At 44.1% G+C, this 23,941-nt stretch carries 20 protein-coding genes; 7 read left to right on the top strand and 13 right to left on the bottom strand.

All coding sequences use genetic code 11. From position 1 onward, the window contains the following. From FCL48_RS01855 to FCL48_RS01830, 6 genes are all read right to left on the bottom strand, one after another. Positions 1-135 (bottom strand): transposase (locus tag FCL48_RS01855; protein ID WP_136870532.1); only part of this gene is annotated, 135 nt, incomplete at its 3' end. A 59-nt stretch (positions 136-194) separates the two neighbouring features. Then, on the bottom strand, positions 195-1,169 hold the full coding sequence (locus FCL48_RS01850; protein ID WP_136870531.1) for a lipopolysaccharide assembly protein LapB: 975 nt from the start codon (positions 1,167-1,169) through the stop codon (positions 195-197). A gap of 1,088 nt (positions 1,170-2,257) precedes the next feature. After that, on the bottom strand, positions 2,258-3,526 hold the full coding sequence (ltrA, locus tag FCL48_RS01845; protein WP_136870530.1) for a group II intron reverse transcriptase/maturase: 1,269 nt from the start codon (positions 3,524-3,526) through the stop codon (positions 2,258-2,260). Positions 3,527-3,934: 408 nt separating this feature from the next. Then, positions 3,935-5,239 (bottom strand): group II intron reverse transcriptase/maturase, encoded by a 1,305-nt coding sequence (gene ltrA, locus FCL48_RS01840; protein ID WP_205747614.1) that lies wholly within the window; start codon positions 5,237-5,239, stop codon positions 3,935-3,937. 190 nt (positions 5,240-5,429) lie between these two features. Next, positions 5,430-5,696, bottom strand: coding sequence for a hypothetical protein (locus tag FCL48_RS01835; RefSeq protein WP_136870528.1), 267 nt, complete (start codon positions 5,694-5,696; stop codon positions 5,430-5,432). Positions 5,697-6,297: 601 nt separating this feature from the next. Beyond that, the gene (locus FCL48_RS01830) at positions 6,298-6,909 is read right to left on the bottom strand and encodes a PEP-CTERM sorting domain-containing protein (protein ID WP_136870527.1); all 612 of its coding nucleotides are present in this window, start codon (positions 6,907-6,909) and stop codon (positions 6,298-6,300) included. 570 nt (positions 6,910-7,479) lie between these two features. On the opposite strand from FCL48_RS01830, the gene FCL48_RS01825 reads away from it, so the two are divergent. Both FCL48_RS01825 and FCL48_RS25810 read left to right on the top strand, forming a co-directional pair. Next, positions 7,480-7,713 (top strand): CopG family transcriptional regulator, encoded by a 234-nt coding sequence (locus FCL48_RS01825; RefSeq protein WP_136870526.1) that lies wholly within the window; start codon positions 7,480-7,482, stop codon positions 7,711-7,713. Then, positions 7,700-7,966 carry a type II toxin-antitoxin system RelE/ParE family toxin gene (locus FCL48_RS25810; RefSeq protein WP_136870525.1) on the top strand — a complete coding sequence of 89 codons (267 nt, stop codon included), beginning with the start codon at positions 7,700-7,702 and terminating at the stop codon, positions 7,964-7,966. Before FCL48_RS01825 ends, FCL48_RS25810 begins: the two co-directional genes overlap by 14 nt. Position 7,967: 1 nt before the next feature. On the opposite strand, the gene prsK is transcribed toward FCL48_RS25810, so the two are convergent. Continuing rightward, the gene (gene prsK / locus FCL48_RS01815) at positions 7,968-10,067 is read right to left on the bottom strand and encodes an XrtA/PEP-CTERM system histidine kinase PrsK (RefSeq protein WP_136870524.1); all 2,100 of its coding nucleotides are present in this window, start codon (positions 10,065-10,067) and stop codon (positions 7,968-7,970) included. A gap of 101 nt (positions 10,068-10,168) precedes the next feature. Further along, positions 10,169-11,533 carry a PEP-CTERM-box response regulator transcription factor gene (prsR, locus tag FCL48_RS01810; RefSeq protein ID WP_169309033.1) on the bottom strand — a complete coding sequence of 455 codons (1,365 nt, stop codon included), beginning with the start codon at positions 11,531-11,533 and terminating at the stop codon, positions 10,169-10,171. 1,210 nt (positions 11,534-12,743) lie between these two features. Here prsR and FCL48_RS01805 point away from each other — a divergent pair. Beyond that, positions 12,744-13,388: a PEP-CTERM sorting domain-containing protein gene (locus FCL48_RS01805; RefSeq protein WP_136870522.1), complete on the top strand. Its 645-nt coding sequence runs from the start codon at positions 12,744-12,746 to the stop codon at positions 13,386-13,388. 343 nt (positions 13,389-13,731) lie between these two features. Here the strand turns inward: FCL48_RS01805 and FCL48_RS01800 are convergent, their stop codons facing one another. The 5 genes from FCL48_RS01800 to FCL48_RS01780 form a co-directional block, all read right to left on the bottom strand. Continuing rightward, a complete protein-coding gene (locus tag FCL48_RS01800; protein ID WP_136870521.1) occupies positions 13,732-14,760 on the bottom strand; it encodes a hypothetical protein in 1,029 nt (342 codons plus the stop codon). After that, the gene (locus FCL48_RS01795; RefSeq protein ID WP_136870520.1) at positions 14,753-16,405 is read right to left on the bottom strand and encodes a hypothetical protein; all 1,653 of its coding nucleotides are present in this window, start codon (positions 16,403-16,405) and stop codon (positions 14,753-14,755) included. Before FCL48_RS01795 ends, FCL48_RS01800 begins: the two co-directional genes overlap by 8 nt. Before the next feature lie 11 nt (positions 16,406-16,416). Continuing rightward, entirely contained in the window at positions 16,417-17,682 is a 1,266-nt protein-coding gene (locus FCL48_RS01790) for an MBOAT family protein (RefSeq protein WP_205747613.1), read from the bottom strand. A 301-nt stretch (positions 17,683-17,983) separates the two neighbouring features. Then, positions 17,984-19,990 (bottom strand): LamG-like jellyroll fold domain-containing protein, encoded by a 2,007-nt coding sequence (locus tag FCL48_RS01785; protein WP_169309032.1) that lies wholly within the window; start codon positions 19,988-19,990, stop codon positions 17,984-17,986. A gap of 83 nt (positions 19,991-20,073) precedes the next feature. Further along, entirely contained in the window at positions 20,074-21,978 is a 1,905-nt protein-coding gene (locus tag FCL48_RS01780) for a hypothetical protein (protein WP_136870517.1), read from the bottom strand. Between the two features lie 316 nt (positions 21,979-22,294). Here FCL48_RS01780 and tsaA point away from each other — a divergent pair, with 316 nt between their 5' ends. From tsaA to FCL48_RS01760, 4 genes are all read left to right on the top strand, one after another. After that, on the top strand, positions 22,295-22,765 hold the full coding sequence (gene tsaA / locus FCL48_RS01775) for a tRNA (N6-threonylcarbamoyladenosine(37)-N6)-methyltransferase TrmO (RefSeq protein ID WP_136870516.1): 471 nt from the start codon (positions 22,295-22,297) through the stop codon (positions 22,763-22,765). Positions 22,766-22,906: 141 nt separating this feature from the next. Further along, entirely contained in the window at positions 22,907-23,086 is a 180-nt protein-coding gene (locus FCL48_RS01770; RefSeq protein WP_136870515.1) for a hypothetical protein, read from the top strand. A gap of 48 nt (positions 23,087-23,134) precedes the next feature. Continuing rightward, entirely contained in the window at positions 23,135-23,305 is a 171-nt protein-coding gene (locus FCL48_RS01765) for an ankyrin (protein ID WP_136870514.1), read from the top strand. A 106-nt stretch (positions 23,306-23,411) separates the two neighbouring features. After that, positions 23,412-23,870 carry a YaiI/YqxD family protein gene (locus FCL48_RS01760; RefSeq protein WP_136870546.1) on the top strand — a complete coding sequence of 153 codons (459 nt, stop codon included), beginning with the start codon at positions 23,412-23,414 and terminating at the stop codon, positions 23,868-23,870. Positions 23,871-23,941: the final 71 nt, after the last annotated feature.

Below are 23,941 nucleotides of genomic sequence, written 5' to 3'. Positions count from 1 at the left end.
ACATTCAGGACAGATGTATCCTTCTGGCCATCGTATACGAAAAAGAGCTTCGTAACATTGTTTCTCTGTACCGTACATTGAAAGAAATGCTCCTACACTTAAACCTTTTTGAAATTGAACTTTATTTTTAGCCATGGGTGACCTCCTTTTGAATTTAGAGGTATTATCCCATAACTGGTAGGACAAATAGCGTCCTACCCAAAAATTAGCTGAAGATTAGTGGTAATCAGATTAAAATTTGATTCCAGTCCATTAAGCAGCTCTATCGATTCTTGCGTACGGGCCTCTAGAATATACATCTGGGCAATCAGTAATTTTGCCTCTAAATATTGTGGTGTACTGTCAGTTTTATTAAGTAAAACAATAGCTTTTTTATTGTCGCCTTTGGACATATTATATTTAGCATCAATGATTAACTGAAGACCTTCGTTAGTATTTGATGTTTCAAAGCCAGAAAGGGAGTTTTTTGCTTTTTCATACTCGTTTAGTTTATAGTATGAAACCGCTTTTTCCTTTGCTATTTTTGCTTTTAAGTATAATTCAGAATCTGTATTCAATGAAGCCAACGCCCCATCAAAGTAATATATAGCAGTTTGAGTCTTTCCAGTTAAGTTGTATGCCAGTCCCATCATGAACAGCAATTTGCTTGAATGAATGTCTCTTTGTAATCCAGCTTGACAAACAGCCATCACCGCAGTGCCCTTCTTAATTCTCAAAAAATCGTTTGCAATATTTTCGTAATATTTAACAGATACATTTGGCAAGGAATTTAGAGCATGAAACTCCCTTTGTGCATCAGCTAATTGCCCCATTCCTATAAGCGCACGAATTTTTAAATAGATTATCTTAGGCTGCTGTTTTTTTTCTGAATCAAGATGATCGATATAATTAAGGACAAAACCAAAATTTTTTCCGTATAGTTCAACATCCAGATCGCTACCAAATGATTTATCAACAACATCAAAATCTCCATAATCTCTTAATGATTTTTCTAAAATTGTATCTCTCTGGCCGTCATTCTCATGAAGTCTCAAAGGAGTAGCCATCAAACCATCACAATTAAATAAGAAAGCTAACCAAGAAATCACAAGAAATTTAAACGACTTTGTGGAGAATGCTTTTTTAAAAGACGAGAAAAGAATAGTTTTACTTGATATATTATTTTTCACATGAACTCCATAGAGGATAACATTACATGTCAGAACAAGTGTGGTGAAGCGTTGATCAAAAATACAATATATACAAAAAGTTTATCAAAATACTACTCTTGCTAAATGACAAAGTCTACGACCTAAATGAGCATAGTTATATTCATTGCCTGCTATTTTTCGAGGATGGTCATAGACACCTGTCATTGTTGCGATATATAGATGAGTTTTCTCCGGCAACAACCACACTTTTTTAGTATATACAAAAGATGGGTAAAGCAATATCATTCAGCTACTTATGATGGTAACACATAAATCCAAAGCTCATTCAATATCAGGAGATAATTTACCCCTTTCTTAAAAATCCCTAACAACAAAAAGCCTGAACGAAGCAGATGTGATTAACAAATTCACCCTAGCTGTTTTGTCCCGATATTGCAAGACTTCAGAAGTGATTTTTAAAAATTGAACGAGCCGTTAAGGGTTAAAAATCTACAACGAATAATATCTATCTTTATGACGTGTCACGAAAAATTGGGCACTTTTCTTAGGCTGTTTTCTTCTACTCGATTGTTCAAATTCATCTGAACTGATATCCGTCTTTATTTTGCGTTTTAAGAAGAATCAGCACATTGAGTACATTCTGGAATTTGACTCACTTTTACAATAATGGCTTCAAGTTCGTCTCGCTCATCTTGAGTGGGTAAAAACCGGAACTTGATTTTGGCATAGTCTTCTCCGTTTTTATTAACCATAATTTTTCAACCTAACGTTTCAAGGAGACATGACACTGGTTCGGATATCAGGAACTTTTTTTCGAACGTTTGAGAGGGCAGATCATTAGTTGAGAGTTGCTGAGTACATCTAGAAACCATCTCACGCTTGGGTGAAATTGTCGAACAGAAGACAGTAGACAACGTATGTCAAAATATTCTCAAAAGGCTATCTTTAATTTTTTACATGTAATACTAGAATGTTACTTCACCATATGAAAGATAGATAAAAAGAGCCCACCATCGAGTAGGGTGAGGCAAGTTAATTAAGCTCGCCTCATCCCTCTCACAGAACCGTACGTACGGACCTCGTATACGGCTCCTGTTTATTTTCCTTCATATTGAAACAGAAATTCCGGTTTTTACAGCGCCGATATCAAAGAGCCAGTGATCTTTATGCAAACAATCATTGGGAATCGCATAATGGCTCAACGGACAGCCTGCGTTTGCCCAGGAGTTCATGCGAATGAAATCAAACTCACCAGTATAGCCAAGCTGTCTCAACCTGCGGTGAAGCCGCTGTGGCTTTTTCCACAATTTCAACTGAATGGCTCGCAAACGCCTACGTATCCACGACGACAACTTCCGCATCAATCCGCTACAATTAGCTATCCGATAGTAGAGAGCAAACCCTCTTAATATTGGATTGAGATCGTCTATGATCGTATCCAGGTTAACCGGGACGGTTCGCCGGGTCATTGCTTTCACTTTCTCCTTGAATGACTTTATCTTTCCCTTTTGGATTTGCGTATAATTGGAGTGTATCACTACTCCAAGAAACTTAACACCTTTCCAACTGTGGGTGATATGAGTCTTTTCACGGTTTACGGTGAGGAGCAAATCTTCTTCCAGATAACTGCTTGCTTTGGCAAGTGCATTTGTTGCCGCGATCTTCGACTGACAGAGGATCAGAATATCATCCGCATAGCGGACTATTCGGTGCCCGCGCCCTTTCATAAATTGATCGAAAGAGTCAAGATAAACGTTGGCAATCAGAGGACTAATAACGCCTCCTTGTGGACTACCTATCTTGCTGGCCTGCCATTCATCCCCTACCATAACTCCGCTTTTCAAAAACTTCTCCAGTAAATCCAGAATACTCCCATCTTTTACCCGCTTGCTAAAGGAGGCGATAATTAAACCATGATCCAAAGTATCAAAACATTTGGACAGTTCCATATTAACAACCCATTTTCGCTGGTACTCACGGATAAACATTGTCGCTTTCGTTATCGCATGGTGACAACTGCGACCAGGACGATAACCATAGCTTGACGGATGAAACTCTGGATCAAATATAGGCTGGAGAATATCTAGCAGAGATTGCTGAACTACACGGTCACGGACTGCAGGAATGCCAAGCAACCTTACTCCTCCTGACGCTTTGGGTATTTCAACCCGACGCACCGGCTGAGGCTGGTAACTCTTCTCCTGTAATTCCGTCAAAATTTGGTCTATGTTGCTGGTTAGCGATTCAGCAAAGTCTTTAATGCTCTGACCGTCTATGCCGCCAGCTCCATTTGAAGATTTTACCTTTGAGAATGCTTTGACAAGATTACTCCTGTTTAACATCCTGCTATACAGACTGTACCAGACTTTGACCATTCTCTTGTCCTGCGTTTTCTTCTGCCTGCTTTGCATACAATCATTGGGTCTTCACAGCAGTCCTGCTGCCTTCTAGCCATAAGGCAATGTACAGTGGGTGCTCTTGCTACTCCAGTGGACAGCCAGAATCAGCAGTGTTCCTGTCACGGTGTACCGCCGATAACGCGCCTCGCCCCGTCGGGCAACTTATGTCCAGACTGTATGTGTTGCCAAGTTTCTAAAAACCTTCAAATAAACTTCATCCCTTCGCAACCGACACGGCTTTGGGCACATATCAGCTCCAGACGAACAGGCCGTCCAGTCATCCCGGTTTTACCCTCCACACTGTTACCAGCTTTCACAGGCCGGGACTTCAACACTGTCGGGTCGGAGGAGGCGCCTATTTAAAGGCTCGCCTCCGTCCGCCGCTCAAACTGGACGTGCCGTTTTCCAGCATCCAGCTTTCACAAAGGCTGCACTAGTGCGCCAGTTCAAAGAAGGTATTAGTCTGATGAGACTCACAAGCCCTAACTCGCCGTGCAACTTCGATTCAGGGAGTTTTTTCCAGCCAGCATTGCGCCAACGTTTGTAGCGATGCGACCAGATCCGCCTCCTGACCCAACGGTCAAGTCGGTTGAATAACTTTCTGACATGGGCTTTCTTGTAGTAGTTGCCCCAGCCTCGGATGACCGGATTGATCTCTGCAATTAGCTGCCCTGTTGTTACAGGTGCCTTTCGGCTAGTACGCTTTCTGATTTGCTCTTTGAAGTGGTCGATGGATTTCTGTCGAGGATAGGCGTATAGCGATCCCTGAACGGTACCACTTTTAATCTTGTGAGCTGGCAGACCCAAAGGTCGAGACCCTCTCTTGATCTTATACCCGAGAAACTCAAATCCCTTTCGTACATGTACGATTCGAGTTTTATCCTCGTTCAGCTCCACACCCAGCTTTTCCAGCAATTTGGTGGCGAATGCCAGCACCGATTCTGCTTCGGCCCGACTACGACATGTCACCAGCCAATCATCTGCGTACCGAGTCAATCGATACCCCTTTCGGCGCATCTCCCGATCAAACGGAGTTAAAAGAACATTGCTGATCAATGGCGAGATCACCCCACCTTGGGGAACCCCTTTTGGCGCTTGGTAGATTTTACCCTCTTCCAAGTAACCAACTTTCATGATCGACTCAAGTAACGCCAATACACGTCCATCAGCTACCTGTTGATTGAGCAGCACCAACAACTTCCCATGATCCGCTGATCCGAAAAAATCTCTCAGATCGGCATCCACTACCCACTCATGGCCTTGCTCCACCTCAAGCCAGATCTTACGCAATGCATCTTTTGCTGATCTTCCTCGCCGATACCCAAAACTGGCTTCATCAAATACCGGTTCAAAGATAGGCTCCAGCCGGTTTAGCAACGCCTGCTGACACACCCTATCATAGATAGTTGGTATGCCAAGCGGCCGAAACTTCCCTGGCTGTCCACTCTTGGGAATCAACTGTCGCTTTACCGGCTGCGGTCGGTAAGTCCTAGTGCGCAACTCATCGTGTAACCTCTTGAGGTTCCCTTCCAGGTCGCTCGCAAAATCATCAATACTTTGCCCGTCTACACCACCAGACCCTCGGTTGCGTTTTACTTTTTCCCAAGCTAACTCCAAGTTTTTCAGCTTGTACACCTTATCCACTAACGAGTGGAACTTCTGCTCTCCTGTCGGATTTAGCCAGTGCACCAATCTCCTCGGTCTATCGCCTAGGGGTTTTTCACTTAGGGAACTTATCCTTGCCATACACCTTACTCATCGGTTAACTGTCTTTGTCCAACCACCTTTGCCGACTGCCTTCCCCAACTCACTCTGCTGCCGCACAATGCGGTCACCCTGCTTTCGCAAGGCTTAAGGTACTATTCAGTCGTCCGACGACTCATAGAACATCGCTTTCCATTTCGCTTTCACTTATAAGATCACTTATCTCAGCGCCACCTGAGAATCCTATGAGCCCTCCTGGGGTCACGCATAGATCTTCCACACCGTGCCATCCGCACACACCTTGGTTCGATGGGTGGATAAGAACGCCTTCGCCTCCATAGTGCAGGCTCGACCTTGCCCCATCTTTGGCCGACCGGTTCATCTGTAGGGTCGCCCCTTCGATTACGGCCCGGTGTTTCTCCTCAAACCCTTCGGATTCCACCTCACGATGGACACCCTGCCCTCCACCACCTATAATTCGGCGGTGGCCAGCGAGACATTACTCCCGCCTTTGGATACAGCGCCCCTTATCCGAGCGCCGGAGGGACTTTAACCCTCCTGATCAATGCGCTGCCCAGCGCACACTACGGAATCATCTGCCACCTCACATCGCTTCGGTCGGCCTTGAGCTACCTCTTGAACCTCCCTATCCCAGCTACTACATTGACTTACAGGAACAATGCAAGGCTTCCCCGGTTAAGGCGAACTCCCTGTGGGCAATCGCATCCTCAAACACATTACGGGACTGATCAGGTATCGGGCTTCGTGCTATTTTGGACACTTACCCTCCCGCAACGCCGAATCAGGTTTGCTTACGCTATGTACTGCTCACTTCCTATCGCTTCCTTCAGACCTCCCCGTTACCAGCAACGCCCTTGCGATTCGGATTGTCTTCCCCCTGATCGGGGTGACGCCAGCTTCACGCTGGCTGGGGTTGCCCGCCATGCCGGGCAAACAAAAAAACAGCCGATCTGCAAATTGCAAATCGGCTGTTTTTACTCAGAAGAGCAGCAGAACATACTTTGTATATAACAATATCAAGATTACTTCTGTACTTTTTTTCTACGAGTAAATCCTGCCAGTCCGACTAATCCCGCACCAAAAAGCAATATTGTGGCAGGTTCTGGTACTGGAGCAATATTCGCACCTAACGTGGTAATCCCAGCCCCATTGTGTTGCACCACCGCCGTTAAAGTCATATCCCAAGTATCAGCGTCTGCAAAAGAATAATCTGACAAATCCATACCAATGGCCCCTGAAAAACCGTACCATGAGTGAGTAAATTCACCCCAGTCTATATCAAGATCAACACCATTAATATTTGCCATAAAATCGACAGTTCCTGCAGAGGTACCACCAATGCTGGCAATAAAACCACTTATACCGCTATCCAAATTTCCAAAACTAGCATACTCATCATATACAGAAACAGCGATAGTACCACCTGTACCTAGCGTGCTCAATGTCAGCGAAAATAGATCTAATTGTGGGTTTGTAAATGTCCCCAAGCTTGGATACGATGTTCCAATAGTAACATTTGAAAGCCATCCTCCAACTGATTGGTTGAATTGCACCATCCCTGGCAGACCATTTGCATCACCATCTCCCTGGTCTACGATCGTTCTGACATCAACACCGTCATTGCCGTCATCCAACGAAATAAAGCTTGCGCATTTCCTGCCATCAGGCTAACACCAGCGACCACACTAACTAAGAGTTTCTTATTCATTTTGTATCTTCTCTCTCTGAGTTTAAATCTTACCAATCTCAACGCAACAAAATCAGAAGTAATGAGACAGTTCTCCTCAAATCTTATCTTTATTCATCTCCAAGCTTTAGCATCTTTTCGCATCATTCATGCCAGGACGACATCACTACAACAGCTTAACTTAATCCAAACCGTAACCCACCCACAAAGTAACACAACAACACAGACACATAAGTCATATTTAAAATAATTCTTCAATTGTGTTTTAAGCAATTTACCACCTCTTTGTCTCCATACCTGAATCAACCTCAATCAAATATCTCCGGATAAAAGGAAAATCTTTATCTATTGACGGAAAGGCGGAAACAGCAAATCTATGATTCCACCCCCGGTAGGTGACACAGACTCCCGCCTTGGCGATTGCAATAGTTAGGTGTAATGTTTTTGTTTTCAAATTGACGTCATAGCGTTGTGATGTTATTATGTCATAAACGCTAAGAAGAAGGAGGTAATTGTTATGGCAACACAAATGAAAAGAGCAACAATCTATTTCGACCCAGAATTACACAAGGCATTAAAATTAAAAGCACTTGAAACTTCTCGTTCAATTACTGACCTTGTGAACCAGTCTGTTAGGGAATCTTTGTCGGAAGATGCTGAGGATCTAACTGTCTTTGAAGAAAGGAAAGATGAAGCTCTTGTTAGTTATGACAAGATGCTGAAAAAACTACAGAAAAATGGGACAATATAAGGTCTTCTTTAAGAAGTCTGTCGAGAAAGACTTTACAGGTATCCCAAAGAATATCCTCCTTAAAATTTTAGATAAAATTCAAAATCTACAGGATGATCCTCGACCGATTGGCAGTGAGAAACTTACTGGTCAGGAAAGGTATCGCATACGACAAGGAACATATCGTATTGTTTACTCGATACAAGATCTGGAATTAACGGTTTGGGTTATAAAAATTGGTCATCGAAGGGAAGTATACAGAAGATCAACTTGAGTTATACGACATCTATATTTTGAGGCAATACAAGAACAAAACAAGCCCCACCTTCAGGATTATTTTTAGCTGAGACATTCCCACCCAATGAAGTTATCATCTTCTTTACCTGCCACAAACCTATACCACTCCCCCCTTCTTTGCTGGTTTTGAAAGGCTCAAATAACGCATCCGGCAATAAGTCACCTGGGATTCCAGGCCCATTGTCGCTTAGTTCTACAAATACCTGACCTGAATTTTCATCAGTTGTGATTTTTATCTTTACAATGGTGTCCTTTCTTGACGCCTGCTTGGAATTCAGCAGCAGGTTTTCCAGGATAGAACACAGAAGCACTGGATCACTTATTACTTCTATGTCATCTTTATTTTCGAACTTTACCTCGAGCGTAGGAAGCTGGGCTTCTAATCGACAGCAACAACCGTCTAGAACCTTCCACAGGTTGATTCTCTTGAGTTCTGGAGTGATTTCGTCTTTTAACGTTTGCAAACGCTGTTCTACCCGAGCCATTCTTTTCAATGAATCATCAACAAGCTCCAGCATGTCCTGTTGAAATTCAGGTTCATGGATATGCTCTGGTGCGTTTTCCTGCAGCAGGGAGAGCATGGTGGCAGCATTCTTGATGTCATGGAGAACAAAGGCTGACAACCTGTTCCAGGCCTGTTGTTCTCTTGCTAGAGCGAGTTCTTCTGCCATACGAATTGCCAATAGGGCCGAGGCGGTCTGACTACCAAGTGCTGCAAGCAGGTCAAAATCATCATAGCTATACCTTCCGCCTGTATACTCAGGGCCAAGGCCGATCAGGCCGACAAGCTGGTTGCCGATCGAGATAGGAGCAAGGAGAGTGATATTAAAAGAATATAACCAAGGTTTTTTGCTCTGCAGTACCTCCTGCCAGTCTGTTTCGGGCTCTTTTTCTTCCAGGTGAAAATATGGATAAGATTTGAGATACTCAATCAGAGGGTCATGGAAAGAAAGAACGTTATCATGATTGACGCCCTCATAGCTCGCAGGGAAAGAAACAAGCTTGTAGTCCTGTGATGAACCTGAACCTCCTAACCAGATAAAAATATCAGTCGTATAAAGGCTCTCTGCAAGTACTTCACGCAGCGCTTGTACTACCTCGTTTTCGTTTGATGCACCTTGGAGTTCCTGTGACAACGCCAACCATTCATCTCTGTATTCATACTTATTGTTATAGAAGTGTGTACTGATATAAAACTGGACCCGGCGTCGTATTTTCCCTGAAAATGCAAACAGGCCCGTGGCTACCAAGCCAAGAGCGACAAGCAACCATGTCAAAACAAATGACATTTCCTGCCCCAACGTTCTCATAATAAGCAAGACGAGCCCAAAACCTAACAAATAGGTCGCGAGCAGGGATGGAATAACAAAGGCATTTACGACCTTGCGGGAGACAAAGATTTTCCGGTTGAGGAGCCTGTGATGGACTACTGCATACACCATCATTGCCCAGCCTAATACTAAAAGAATAGCCAGGAGAAGGAGATGTTTTGAAAAAACGGTCAGGTAGCTAAGTCGATAGGAACTTGACCAGGCCAGTGAACCAGAGATGAGGAAACTACCTACTACAAAAAATTTATATTCCCATCGCATTACTCTGCTTAAACGCCGCCAGAACTGTTCCAGCCGCCAGCAACCATAGAGCACAACTATCAGCAGAAAAACAGCTGACACATAGACAAATCCATAGCTGGAAAAGGAAAAAAGATCGACTGATATTATGGCCGGAAAAGTCAGATTCAGGAAAAATAGAGTCGCTGCAACTACTCCAGCAGCAACCAGCATTTCTATGATGCAATGTAATTTTGAATTATACCGGGTATCGGTAGCCGCACGGTGCAAATGCAGGTTCATAGAGAGCCAGATGAGGCCAAAGACGATCTCTGAAAAAAGTATTACGTTGGTAACTTCTACTTCAAGATGATACGCCAGATAACAATACTCGCCGGCAAGTAATGGTAGAGCGAAAAGAGACTGAACGAGGGCCAAGGAATAGCGTCTCTCACCAGTTTTGGTGCAAATGGTTAACAAACCAGAAAGAAGAAGTAGAATATTGAGTGTATAAAAAAAGGCTACCATAGTGATCGTAATATCTCACAAGCAGAAGTTTTGGCTCACCTGAACAACTGTCGGTTTTTTTGACAGCAAAAGCTATTCAAAATGTATAAAACCACATTGAATCAGTAATTACCCATTCCAAATTTTTTGAGTAAATCATGGAGAGTAGGCCGGCTGATCTCAAGAAGTTTGGCGGCCTGACTGATATTATTGCCGCTTACTCCTAAAGCTTGCTGGACAGCCTTTTTTTCGGCAATCTCACGCGCTTCTTTGAGAGTGAGTAGTTTTTCTTCTTGCAGGGCATGGGATGCAACTTCCAGTTCAAGGTCAATTGGTTGAAGCAGATTGTCACCTGTTGTCCCAAGAGCCCGGCGAATTCGATTCTGCAGTTCACGTACATTTCCTGGCCAATGGTAACCAGACATGGCACTCAAGGATTCCGGTGAAAAAGAGACTTGACCTCTACTCAGATTACGGGCCTCTTCCTGGAGAAAAGAGTGGGCCAGTATGAGTACATCTTCCGGTCTTTCTTTAAGATCAGGGACCCTCAAGGGAACCACGTTAAGGCGGTAGAGCAGATCCTCACGAAATATTTTGTCCTTTGCTGCCTGTTCCAGATCAACATTCGTCGCTGCAACAATGCGCACATCCACGGTGATTGTTTTATTTCCACCAAGCCTGTCGATTGTTGATTCCTGGATAACTCTGAGCAGCTTAACCTGTAACTGCAGAGGCAATTCTCCTATCTCATCGAGAAAAATCGTTCCACCTTCTGCCTGTTCAAACTTCCCAATCTGGCGATTGAGTGCCCCGGTGAAAGCACCCTTCTCATGTCCAAACAATTCACTCTCTATAAGATTTTCGGGAATTGCGCCGCAGTTAATAATGATAAGGGGCTTGGCTGCTCTCGTACTAAGAGTATGAAGCGCTTTTGCCGCCATCTCTTTACCCGTACCTGTACTGCCTGTAATAAGCACAGGATAGTCCGTTTGACTCGCCCTTTTAAGGCGTTCAAACATTGCAACCATTGGTGGAGAAACGCCGATCATACCACAGAGCGACCCGGTATTACTGCTTTGGGACAACAACATGCGATTGGCTTCTTCCAGCTCATAAATTCTGTAGGTTCTCTCGAGAATTATCTTGAGAATTTTCAGATCGATAGGTTTAGCGTAAAAATCAGCAGCACCATTGCCGATTGCCTTGATCGCATTCTCTTCTTCCGCATTGCCGGTAATAACAATCACCTGTATGTGATGCCCCATACCGGAGATTTCTTTTAAGAGAGCAAATCCCTGCTCTGGAGTATCAGGAGAAGGAGGCAGACCAAGATCGAGGGTAACGACAGGAAATGCACCAGAAGAAAGATATGGTCGTGCCTGCTGTGCATCGCCTGCAATAGTGATATCGTACTCTTTATCCAGACCCCAGCGGAGTTGTTTGGCCACCGACTTTTCGTCTTCAATGATGAGAAGTTTTTTCTTCATATAAATATTTCCAATTGAGCAATAAATAGCGACTGACATCTAAACAACAATACAATTAAATCCCACCAGATGATTTTGATCAATTACAAACGATACCATAAAGGTTTTTATATGTCAGGCGAATCTAAGAAAGCATGCAAGATAAAATAGATTAGAAATTACATGCCACCAAGTAAAGGTACGATAAGAAACAGATGGCCCTAAGATCAAAAACAAGTGATTCTTTTATACCATTAGATTTGCCTGTGGTTGCCGTCTTCTTCAGCAGGTAGAGTTTTTCTATCGGCAATATCAGAAAGTCAGCAACCGAAAAATTCTATGTTTCCAGGGTTGGCCAAAAAAGTGCTTTAGGATTTTGTGAGCCGGACTGAGAGAAACTGCAAGTCACACATAAAGTTTAGGCAGAAATGTTTAAAACCACAAAATAGAATCTTTTCCTATCATACCAGGACACTCTAACATCATCGATGTCTGAGTATTCCTTTATAAGATGGTTCCTTAGCAGTTATTACTTAGCTCACAATAATGTGTTCAAATAATTCTACCTGACTTACACCGAACCAGAATCCGGAAAAAAGGAAACCTTATTAATGGGGCTCAAAATAAAATCATTTCCTTTTCTAACGCTATATTCTGAACATCAAAAATGAGTTTGAAGGCCTCGACAACCCATTTACGTAATTGACGGTAGTGACTTCTCAATATTAATAATTTCCCGATTTTATTGATATAACTACAGTAATCTTTTGAAACTTACAGTAGAGAAATGTCCCTTATATTTCCTCAACTATGGCCGATTTTTTATTTGATTTGAAAATAATCGCCTTTTTCGAGGTTTGGTTTTGGTGATAATGTTTGAATCTTACTTCTCGAACCGTTTCCGAAAATGCGAAATCTGCATTTCACATCTCAACCCATTTCCACAAATACGAACGTTTTTTCCAGAGAACTGTTCTTATTGGAACAGTAAATATTTAGTTTCCCTAACTTAAATACCCTCTAATGATCACCTGAAAAGAATTTTTCATAGTAGTGACAGGCAGCACTTGCACAAATAAAACATCGAAAAGATAACGCTATACGGCCGTTCTTATATCCTGGGACCGTAGAAGACCACTAAGAACACGACGCTTTTTATCCGTATGGTACAAGTCTTGCTTATTCAAAACCAGTAACGCGTACAATATATAAACTGTTATAGGAGAAATAAATGAAGAAGCAATTGCTAACTGCTGCAGTAGGTGCTCTTGCAGGGATCACCTTATTTGCCGGGAATGTCTCTGCCACCCCAATGTACTGGACCGGAACCGATGGAGTTGGAGGAGGGTTCTCCAGTTCTTTTAATATGATTTTAGAAGATAACCTGTCAGGAAAACACGAGGCTTCATTTGGTATGTTTTTTGATATTAATGAAAACGGCCTCATTGAAGACGGAGAAACCTTCAAGATATTCCAGCAGGGTGATGAACGTAGTGCAATGACTTGGGTTCATTTTAGAGAAGATGAGGGGGTACGTCAGGTTACTACTGCCTCAATTCTTGACGATGACTTAAGTGATAATTTTTTTCAAGATTTTGATACAGATATATGGGGGTATTTCTACGATAAGGAAGACACAAATCAACAAATGTATACCGATTCTTCTTTTAATACTGGATTCAACTCAAATTGGCATCTGGACGTAGTTGGAGGTCTTGATTCATGGAACTTTGATCTCTACAACGATAGCCAAACAACACCGTTACGCATGTCCGTTTTATCAGATGATATTGCGCCTGTTCCAGAACCCACCACCATTCTCTTATTTGGAATAGGCCTTGCTGGGCTTGCTGGATTTACCCGTAAGAGAAAATAGGTTCAAACTGTTCAGACCGGATTCCCGGAAGAATCTTACCTTAAGCCGTTCTACAGTTCTGTAGAACGGCTTTTCGTTTCTTGCTTTTGTTGGCTGCTCAGCTGCTATTGCAACAATCAGTATTTCAGTAATATTAAATTCATTGCTTTTTATGAATGAATTTCTTAAAGGTACTTATCCCGTTTATCGGGGTTAGAATATAAGATAAGGAGCAAATCTTTTTTCGACTCTTATGGACTGCGGTAGCATATGAAACCCACAAACCTTTTGCTTGATTGGCAATGCGCAAAAACAACACCCCACCAAGTGGGGCATTGTATAGTACATCATCAACCGATCTGAATTACTTTTTGCCTGCAACAGGAATCGAACGCCATCCTCCCGTACCAGTGAATTCCCTTGCAGTAAAACACCAGATAAGCACCTTTTTCCCTGCAAGATACCCAGGATCTTTTTTCGACCGCTGGAACAGATTAATCCTTGCGGGAGTAACGCCGGAGCCACGAACGCCAAGTAAATCAAGAGGAAATCCCAACTCTGCAGAGAGGTGATCAAAAAGTCCTGCTCCTTTGGCATGCAAATCACCACCTGCACTAAACACAAGGGTGTGGCTGTCCCCCATCAAAATGACAGGACTCTTCTCATCACTTAAAACCTGTTCCCCTGATTCTTTTACGCTCACAAGCGACAATGACACTTCTTCTGGAGCCTCAACCTTAAGCATTTGACTGAGATCTCCCTTGATCGTAACTATCTGTTCTTTTGTGGAGTAAGTCTCTTTTGGTACAGCAGCATACCACGGCTGAGCTTTGATAACCTTTGCCGCCTCGGATGCAAAAAGAGCAAGCCCTTTTCCGGAAAAATGGGTGTCGGTTTTACAGTACACATCTTCTGTCTCGCTCTTCTTAACAAGAAGAGGAAGAAGATCTATGGTCTTCACCCCATTTTCACCAAGTAATCGGTAAAACTCTGTATAGAGTGCCCGCTCCTCTTCAACACCACCCGGTATCACTCCTGCTTTTAGTTTATCCGGATAGACCAGCGCCTTTGGCGGGACAGGCATGAGATACAAGGTGATACCCTTGTCCTCCAAGGCCTTATTGTATGTAACAATTTCAGCCAGCGGGTCTGCATATTCTTTCTTTTTGGTTCGTGACACTTTGGCAGCATCATCTCCCCAGAAGCGCCCCAGACTGACATGGACAAGTTCCTCGCTCAGAAACATCCAGCCATCGGCACCGGCAACAGCACTTTTACCTTCATTTGCTGCGACAAGTTCGCTGCAGATCGCTCTCAGCATCGGATTTGCTGCGAGTAATCCTGCTCCAAATAAAACAATTAACAATGTTGATATCGTGGCTTTTTTAATCATTTTTGATAGTTCCCCAGTTTGGCAGTTCCAGTTCCATCATTTCATCATCCAACGGACTGCGTCGGTAGCTTCCATATTCATTTTCGACCTCATCCCAGGAGGAGAGAGTTATTGAAACACGATCTCCCGGACGAATATTTGCTATCTCAGTCAAGTTGTTATCCTGCATACCAAAAGCATACACCAAAGCCTGTGCACCTTCCAAGCCATCTTTATCACCAGTCAGGTCAACAAGATGCAAGGTTACTATATTATCACGATAAGGTACAGAGCCGGGACGAGGAGATCTCGACACCGCGGCGACAACTCCGGAGACCTGAACCTTTTCGCCCACCTCGGCGGTAAAAAAACCATTATCGACAGGAGAGCCAAGGGTAAGATCAATTATTTTCCAGTCGCCATGACTCAGCTCCCGCTCCGCGAACTCCCAGATAACAAGCTTCTTGCCGGCAAGACGGTCTCGACCTCGTGCCAGTTCGGCACCAAGCATTTCCCGGGTAACATATGCGCCACTGTCATTTCTGGAAAGTAAATCCAGAGGCTGTTGCAAATGATAGCTGAGATGTTCAGCAAACCCCGCACTACGCCCCCAGCCCAGACCTATGGTCGAATAGATGTTGGTAAAAGAGTCTCCCAGAAGAAGAATCTCCGCATCGGTTTGAGGCTGCCATAATTCGTTGTCGCTGTTGACCACCTGTTCAATATCAACAGTTTGCTCCATTTTAGAGTATGTAACAGGCAAGGTGAGCATTTTCGCCACATCACCTTCCGCAGTTACCGACTGTTGCTGCAAAGAGTAGGCTGTAGAAGATTCAATGTCTGGAAAGTCTTTCTGAATTTTTGCTGCAAGAGACCTGGCTACCATATCCAACGCACCGGGGAGCCAGTGGGTATCCGTTGCAAGAAAAGCCGCACCATCTTTTTTCGCGTAGCTATACAGAAGAGGACGGCTGTTGAATACAGCAATATCGTTGTCTTGCAATTCTCGTAAAAAAGCATCCCAGTCGCGGTTTGCAGGTGGTGCAGTAAAATGATAACCTGAGATTTTTTCCGGGTGAATGGACGGTTTTACAGGAGCCGGCACCAGAATCAACTGAATACCTCTTTCACGCAGTTGTCTGTTAAAGTCTACAATTGCCGCTACAGGATCCGGCTGGACCGGTTTTTCCCACAGCTCATGGCCCTCATAGCGCATTTGTTGCTGGGTCTTATCGAGAAAGGCTGGCCCTGTCAGACTGTCGATGTCCGGACGATAAAATAACCAACCCTCTTTACCTGCGACAACCTTCTCATTTCCCTGACCAAGTACTGTCAAAAAAAACGATTGCAGCGGAGGTAAGAAAAAGGATCGTAAAAAACTTTCTTCTTCCACCTCAAGCTCAAGAGTATCAAGCATCTGGAGAAACTGTGTGTTTTTTCCCTTTATCTGCTCAAAAAGTGAAGAATTTTTCTGATTTTCTGTATTTTCCAGTAAAATATGGAGCGCCTTCCCCTCATGCTTGCCCACAACATACTGAACGAGGGGGACCAGAAAAATTGTCAGGATAAAAAAGAAGGACAAGATCTGCGAAAGCCGCCTTGAGATCAAGGTGAAGCCAATTTCCTGATAGGCACGAGCTTCTCTGCTGAGTTTAATTTTTCCCATGCGATATGCTATCAAAAGTTAAAGTATATAAATGGATTATACGACTGCATACTCAACACAGCGACAGAAACAATAAAGAGAAGCACTATGCTCGCTACCTTAACTGCTGTAAGCCGTTTGGTGTAATCCCAGGTCTGCGGCATTCTCCAGACCACCACGGCAGCAATCCCCATCGCCAGCAGGTGGTAGGGAGTGTAAAGAAGACCACCAAGTATTCTCGATGATTCAGGGACGGCAATAAGACCAAACATTGATCCCAGATAGCTAAGAGCCAGGCTAAAGGTTTCCGCTCTGAAAAACACCCAGGCTATGAGGACCAGAATAAAGGTTGTTGCAATTCTCAATATTTTGGGCAAAGCATGATAAAATGGTTTTTTCCCGAGCATCCTCTCAGAACCAAGAAGCAGTCCATGAATCCCGCCCCAGATGACAAAATTCCAGGAAGCTCCATGCCACAAGCCACCAAGAAGCATAACGATGGCAAGATTTATCGCAGTCCTTGTCGCACCATTTCGATTCCCGCCTAAGGGGATATAGAGATACTCCCGCAACCAGGTGGAAAGCGAAATATGCCACCTGCGCCAAAACTCGGTGATGGATGCCGAGATATACGGAGAATCAAAATTTTTGGCAAACACAAAGCCAAACATCAGGCCGAGTCCTATAGCCATATCCGAGTAGCCACTGAAATCGAAATAAATCTGAAAACTATAGGCGACAATTCCGTACCAGCTGTCCACAACAGAAAGATGCCCCGAGGCAAAGGCCATATCGGCAATCTTACCGCAGGAGTTTGCAAGAAGTACTTTTTTAGCCATACCCATGGAAAAAAAAGCCACTCCCCTGGAAAACTTTTCCAGGGAATGGACCCGTGAAGCCAGTTGTTCAGCAACTTCCTGAAACCGGATAATTGGTCCTGCAACAAGTTGGGGGAACATTGAAACAAAGCAAGCAAAATCAAGAAAACTCCGAATATGCTTACCATCGCGGCGATACACATCAATGGTGTAGCTCATGGACTGGAATGTATAAAAACTTATGCCAAGCGGGAGAAGGAACTTCAAGACATGTACAGGCTCTGCCCCATCCACTCCCAGAAGGACAAAGAGCTGGTTATAACTCTCAAGAACAAAGCCTGTATATTTGAAAAACCCCAGCAGTGACAAGTTTGAGACGATTGATACAAACAGAGCAATTTTGCGACGACTTGCCTTGTCATCGGAAGCAGTACCAATAACCAGGCCACATACATAATCCACTAACGTCGAACCAAACATCAGAACTGTGAAAAGCGGATTTGACCAACCGTAAAAAATATAACTTACGCACGTCAAAAGTACATTCTTCGCCCTCTTTGGCATACTGTAATAGAGCAGCAAACTTGCAGGCAGGAAGTAAAAAAGAAATATATGAGAAGAAAAAACCATAGTAACGAAACGTTATGGGAAGACCATGTTATGTATCAATACCCGCTCATCCCAGTAATCGGGAAATAAGCCAGCAGAACTCACTTGGGACAGAATATTTTCAGGTATAAACCAGGAAACAAAGGGAAACTTCATAATATTCTGAAAGGTACTACTTTACTCGGTAGTACATGGTAAGATCAGGTTCAAAGATATCCATCATCTGCCGTTCACCTTCCAACTCAGGGTGATCATCAAATTTTTCAAGGACAAGACGTTCAATTCCACCGCTATCTTGGTAATTTTTAACGATTTGACGGTCCAGAACAGCCCACTCGGCAAGCACCACCTTCTCCTCACTATAGGTTCCTGCAATAACCTTTTTGACCGCATAGCTGTTTACCACCAGAGCCCTGCTGTACGCACCAATAGCATCTGGTGATGGGATATCGGTTGTTTCCAACAGTTCGGCATCGAGCACCAGAGTTTCAACAGGTTGCTTACTGCTCTCTTTGGCAAAAGAGTATTGGCTATGCTTTTGTACCTGCTCGGCGGCCAAAGGCTGGTCGTAGACGGCAACTTGAGAGAGAACACCGGCCCAAACCCCTGCCGCATCGCCTAAGGTCATGACACCGATTGGATTATTTACAAAATCAAAAGTAAAGGCCTTGGTTCCAAGGCTCTTACCATTTTTAAACAGTTCCGCCTGCCCGGCCTTAAGACCCAACGCAAGATGTACTGGTTTGCCGGCAATAAAAATCGCTGGCCATTCCAGCCGCTGTATCTCCCCATTAGCCGGACTATTTTCGACGATCAGTGTGCCATTCTCTTGAATGAAAGAAAGGCCTTTTTTCTCTTTACTCTGTAGAGAGAAAAACCTCGCATCCTGAGCTTTTTCAGGGGTGATTAAGAGCTCAACGCCCGCCTGTTTTGATGTCAGCAAAGCTTGACCAATTTTCTCACCAGCGTCCCCTGTCTCCCCCCAACCTCCGGTCGCATTGAAGCCAAGATCACGGGTAAACAGTGCTCGGCCTCGCAAATTGAGATTACACTGATAAAACCCAATGGGACTGTTTGCCGGCAGCTGATTGGCAGCCATCATATCTTCCCACACATATATCAGGCTCTTATCATCTTCAGGCCACTTTAAAAGTGGGGTTACCTCAGAAACCCTGGGCAATGCATCCTTTAATGATGCCGCTCCACCTCCTTCCACCCACAGATCAGGGTAGAAATCAGCACGACTGTTCCTGGTTATTTTCAACCAGTCTTCCACAGCACGAGCATTTTCATCCAATCGACCGACATAAACCTCAACCTTATCTCCACCACCACCAATGCGGTTGCCCCCGTCACCTTTTTCGTAGGGTCCGGTCATGACAAAATACCTGGGATGATTGGACCACCTTGGATGGTATACTTCAAAGCCTCCAATGCCAGGGGCGCTATTGATATTTACCTTCCAGCTTTCTGAACTTCTTATATCATGGATCTGTACATTCCGGTGCAGCCCGTCAAAAATCCATAACAGCTTGGAATTATCAGGACTCAGAGAGGTCCAGCAGCCTCTGCCAAGACGGGTAAAGGCCTTTGAATCCGTCTGCAAGATACCTCCATGGGGCCAGGGAAAAAGCCCTCCCAGGATCTCTCCGTCTCGTGAGAGTTGCACATTGGACCAGGCCATATTTGTTTTATCCCAGACCAGCTCTTTTTTCTTTGGACTCCCAAGTGGAAACCGGTATAGCGGTTGCGCTGTGCCATATTTGTTTTCCGGTTGTCTTCCTGAAAAATAATAAACCCACAGAGGTTTGCTTTTTAAAAAGAAGCCGGTCTCAGCTCCCTCCCACACCGCCACGGCAACACCTGAACCAAGCTTTTCAACTTTACCTGACTCCCAATCCAGAAGATACATCTCACGTGCCCGCCGGTCGCTATAGATAACCTGCGTTCCATCTGGAGTAAAAAGAGGTTTGAAGAAGTTGCCCACACCTTTAACGAGCTGTCGTTCGCCTTTTCCATCCAGTGAGTCATAACCATAGAGAGCCAGGTTTTTACCCTGGCCAAAAGTGTCCGAACCGTCCCCCTGATCCTGTACCCATACCAGCCTGGAATGCTGACCAATCCAACCTTGCAGCTCCAAAGCAAAAACAGGTTTCCCATCTGCACAGACTAAACACATAAGACAAACTGCAAGGGCTAAAACTCTATTTATCTGGTTTAATTTCTTCATTACACATTATTGTTTTTATGAAAATACAACGATTAAAAAGGAATCTTAGGAATTCTGAGAAGTCCCTGGAACATAAAACTATACAAGCCAAGGATGCACATTACGCTCACAAAAAAGACTAAAATTCCGCCATCAAAGGCCTTGAGATTACTGCCCAACACGACTGCAAACATTGGAAGAATAGGGAAAAAATACCGACCCTGGGGCTGAAAATCAAAAACCCAGCAATGGTACATTCCAGCAAGGATTAAAAGTACCGACAGAGCGCAAACAACAATGGTAATTCCGGCACCAACCAGCCCTCCCCTTAAAAAACTCAACAAAAGAATGTAGGCAACCAGTGCAGTACCCGCCCATTTGACCATGGTATAGTAGTGATGCGGGCTCACGATGTCAGTATAACCAAACACCCCGAAGCTCGAAGCGAACGATTTAATATCCCAATGATAGCGAGAAAGTAAATCTTTGAACGTAGCACCCTTATCTTTTAGATACATAGTAGGTCCCATCTCCTCAAGGGGAGAGGTCCGTTTATATTTGACATCGGCCAGTGTCTCACGAAGCTGCTCAATTTTTGCGCTTCTGTCCATACCATTTATCGCATGGTCCGCTACAATTCGTACCCCCAGAAATCCCAAGCCAAGAATAGATATAAGGATAAGGCGCGTAAATGCATCTTTTTTCTCCCAGTAATACTCTTCTGTAAAAAGAATTTTTACGAATAAAACAAGATAGAAGAGTCCTAAGAATGGGTAATAATTCATCTTTAGCAGAAAAAGCATCCCGAGAATAAAGGGCAGGACAACAAGCGCCACCAGCCGAAGTCCTCCCCCGCAACCTTTAAGATAGCGATGCAGAAGGCTAGAAGAATCAATCAGCTGCCAACTCGCCAGAAATGCCACAAAAAGGGCAAAGGCGTCTGAATTACAATAAGAAAAAACGTACCATACCTGAGAGCTGACAAGAATGGGCAGAGCGGCTATGCGGGCAGAGACGCTGCGAATTGACAACAGGAAAATCACCCCGAAAAGAGCAACGTTAAAAAATCTGTAGGCAAATGTTGCTGGCATCTGAAAGATATGGAGAAACTGGTATGCTTTACCCGCGAAAACATAATAAATCTCCCCCCGGTTAAGACGGGAAACCCCATAAACACTGTAGGTATAACGGATATCCGGATCTTCAATCTCGGGTGGAAGCCAGTGATCGGCATAGTAATGAGTGGCCGCAATATGCACATACTCGTCAGGATGAACATTTTCCTTACTGATCCCGGCCATGGTAATAATAAAAAGCCACACTCCAAAAAGAAGCACGGGAACGATGTTAAGACCACTTACAAGTGGAGAACAACAATAGGAAATTACAAAAAAGAGGACCGAGATTACAAGCAAGCGGACAAAAAGCCACACCTTGTCTATCCCCAGATAATGCGGTGTAAGTGTAAACTCAAAATTGGGATCACTGCCTGTAGATATAAGCCTCAAACCATCGTCGCCTGTCTCTGAAGACTCTATCTGTTGAAGTGGCAATAATCTTTTAAAACCTTCGGAATTGGCAAGAATTGTAGGTTCATACCCTTCCTGCTGTATCACCAGACGTTGTAGAGTCGCCGCACCAACATAGCTATGGGTATCTACCCTTAGTGTATTCACCTTCGAGATATTCGTCAGATAAAAGGAATAGTGGGTTTTTCCTGGATGAACAGGTATGGACACCGCTCGTCCTTCCGAATAGCTCTGCCCCTCAGCCGCCCAGTACAGTGCGAAGTTACTTTTCTGAGTGACTCCAAGCTCCACATCAACACGAGCTGTATTGACGATAAAGAGATAGTAGCATAAACATGCCACACCACAGATAAAAAATGCCAACAGGATCTGCTGAATTTTACCTCGCTCCTCCCCTGCGCCATTGAAACATTCTGTCTCCATAGTCATCCGGCCCACCAGTTTAAAATTCCAGTTTGTTTAAAAAACAGTATAAAGCGGACAATCCAAGTCCTCAAAAGCAACCACCTCAGGAAGTGACACCTTTTTATATACTTTAACTCTCTAATATTGTTCAACAGGTTTTCCTTTAACAGGTAACGAGCAATCCCTGCTTCCATTGTCCACTCTCTTTAATGACCTGATTGTTTGATTGTTTATAATGTGATACTAATGAGATACCATAGATTAGACAATAGATATTGGGGCTTAGCATCAAAAGTTATACAATAGAAGCCCCTGTAACCCTTACTTTCAGAGGAAGATCATGCTCACCATTGGCACAATACATTCGCCCTTCACCACTCTCGAAGATATGCCTATCCAGCCAAAAGGGGCAAAAGACGTCGTCGGATCGGTAGAAATCCAGCAGGAATATATAGAAGGCCTTGCCGATCTGGATGGTTTTAGTCACATTTACCTGCTGTATCATTTCCACAAAGCTGCAAGAACTGCCCTTACAGTTGTCCCGTTTATGGACACAACCCCCCGTGGGGTCTTTTCCACAAGATCGCCTTTACGTCCTAATCACATAGGCTTATCCATTGTCGAGCTTATTGGGGTAGAAAAAAACCTGATAACCGTCAAAGGTATCGACATACTTGACGGCACTCCATTGCTTGATGTGAAACCGTACATAGCATCCTTTGACGCGGTACAGCATAGCCGTTCCGGTTGGATGAAAGCCTCTGCTGAATCCGTGGCACAAAAACGCTCCGATGATCGCTTTGTGGGATAATGGCTGATTTCCTCTGGTTTTTCAAAAAATACTATCATTACTGTTGACAGAACCACTAAGAACATACAATTTATACGCATAGGCGAAGTAACTTTCCGCCAAAATTTAAAACGGTAGTTATGAGAAACAAGAGGGTACATAATGGACAGTGAAAAAAAAGAAAAACCGGATCCCCAAAGAGTAGCTGTACTTCGTTCGCTCCCTCTCGAAATTAAAGAGCAAATCAGCGGCGAGGAAGCCGAGGCATTTATGTATAACCGGGAACTTCCTGACTCGTTGCTCAAAAAACTAAAAGACTATATTGAGGAAGAAAAACCTTAAAGAGTATATTGTAGCAACCAACCCATACCCATGTTAAAGGAGAATTAGATGACCGTAGAAAATCGTCCACCATGCCCAACATGTCAAGGCAAAAAAATCATAGAAGGTGTTTGTGAGACCAGCTCAGAGTGGAGTGGCTCAGGCGACGGCGCAGATGACATGCAATGCACTCCAGACCAAACCTGTCCTACCTGTAACGGCAAAGGCTACGAAGAATAGCTTCTCGCTTTTTGGCCTCAGATCAGCTCCTTAAACCTCCCGGACATTGTACCTGATGTTGGTGCGATACTATCGGGAGGTTTTTTTCTGTGCATATATGCGAAGAATAATAATCTGGGTGGACGCGGATGCCTGTCCTGCAGGCGCAAAAGAAATACTCTTTCGCGCCGCCGAAAGGACAAAAACAGAGGTTACACTCGTTGCAAACAGACCAATACGCACTCCACCCTCAAAGCTCATTAGCACCCTCGTCGTCCCCTCAGGCGATGACGTTGCCGACCATTACATCGTTGAACGGCTAGAACAACACGACCTTGTGATCACCAGTGATATCCCACTTGCAGCAGAAGTCATTGAAAAAGGCTGTCAGGCTCTAAATCCCAGAGGACAGCTCTATACCAAAGAAAATATTGCCGATCGCCTGAGCATGCGTGATTTTATGGACAACCTCCGGGCAAACGGCATGGACACAGGCGGGCCACCCCCGCTGAATAAAAAAGACCTGCAGACTTTTGCCAATGCCCTTGATCGCATCCTCACCAGGTACAACAAAATCACCCAATAACGCCTCGACAATCTCCAGTTTTCCCCTTCTGCTCTGCCTCGAGCCAAGTTCTTATATAACCCGGCATATTG

Source organism: Desulforhopalus sp. IMCC35007 (assembly GCF_005116575.1).
Lineage (GTDB): Bacteria > Desulfobacterota > Desulfobulbia > Desulfobulbales > Desulfocapsaceae > Desulforhopalus_A.
Note: the sequence above shows the minus strand (reverse complement) of the source record. Positions and strands in the feature narration are given on the sequence as shown.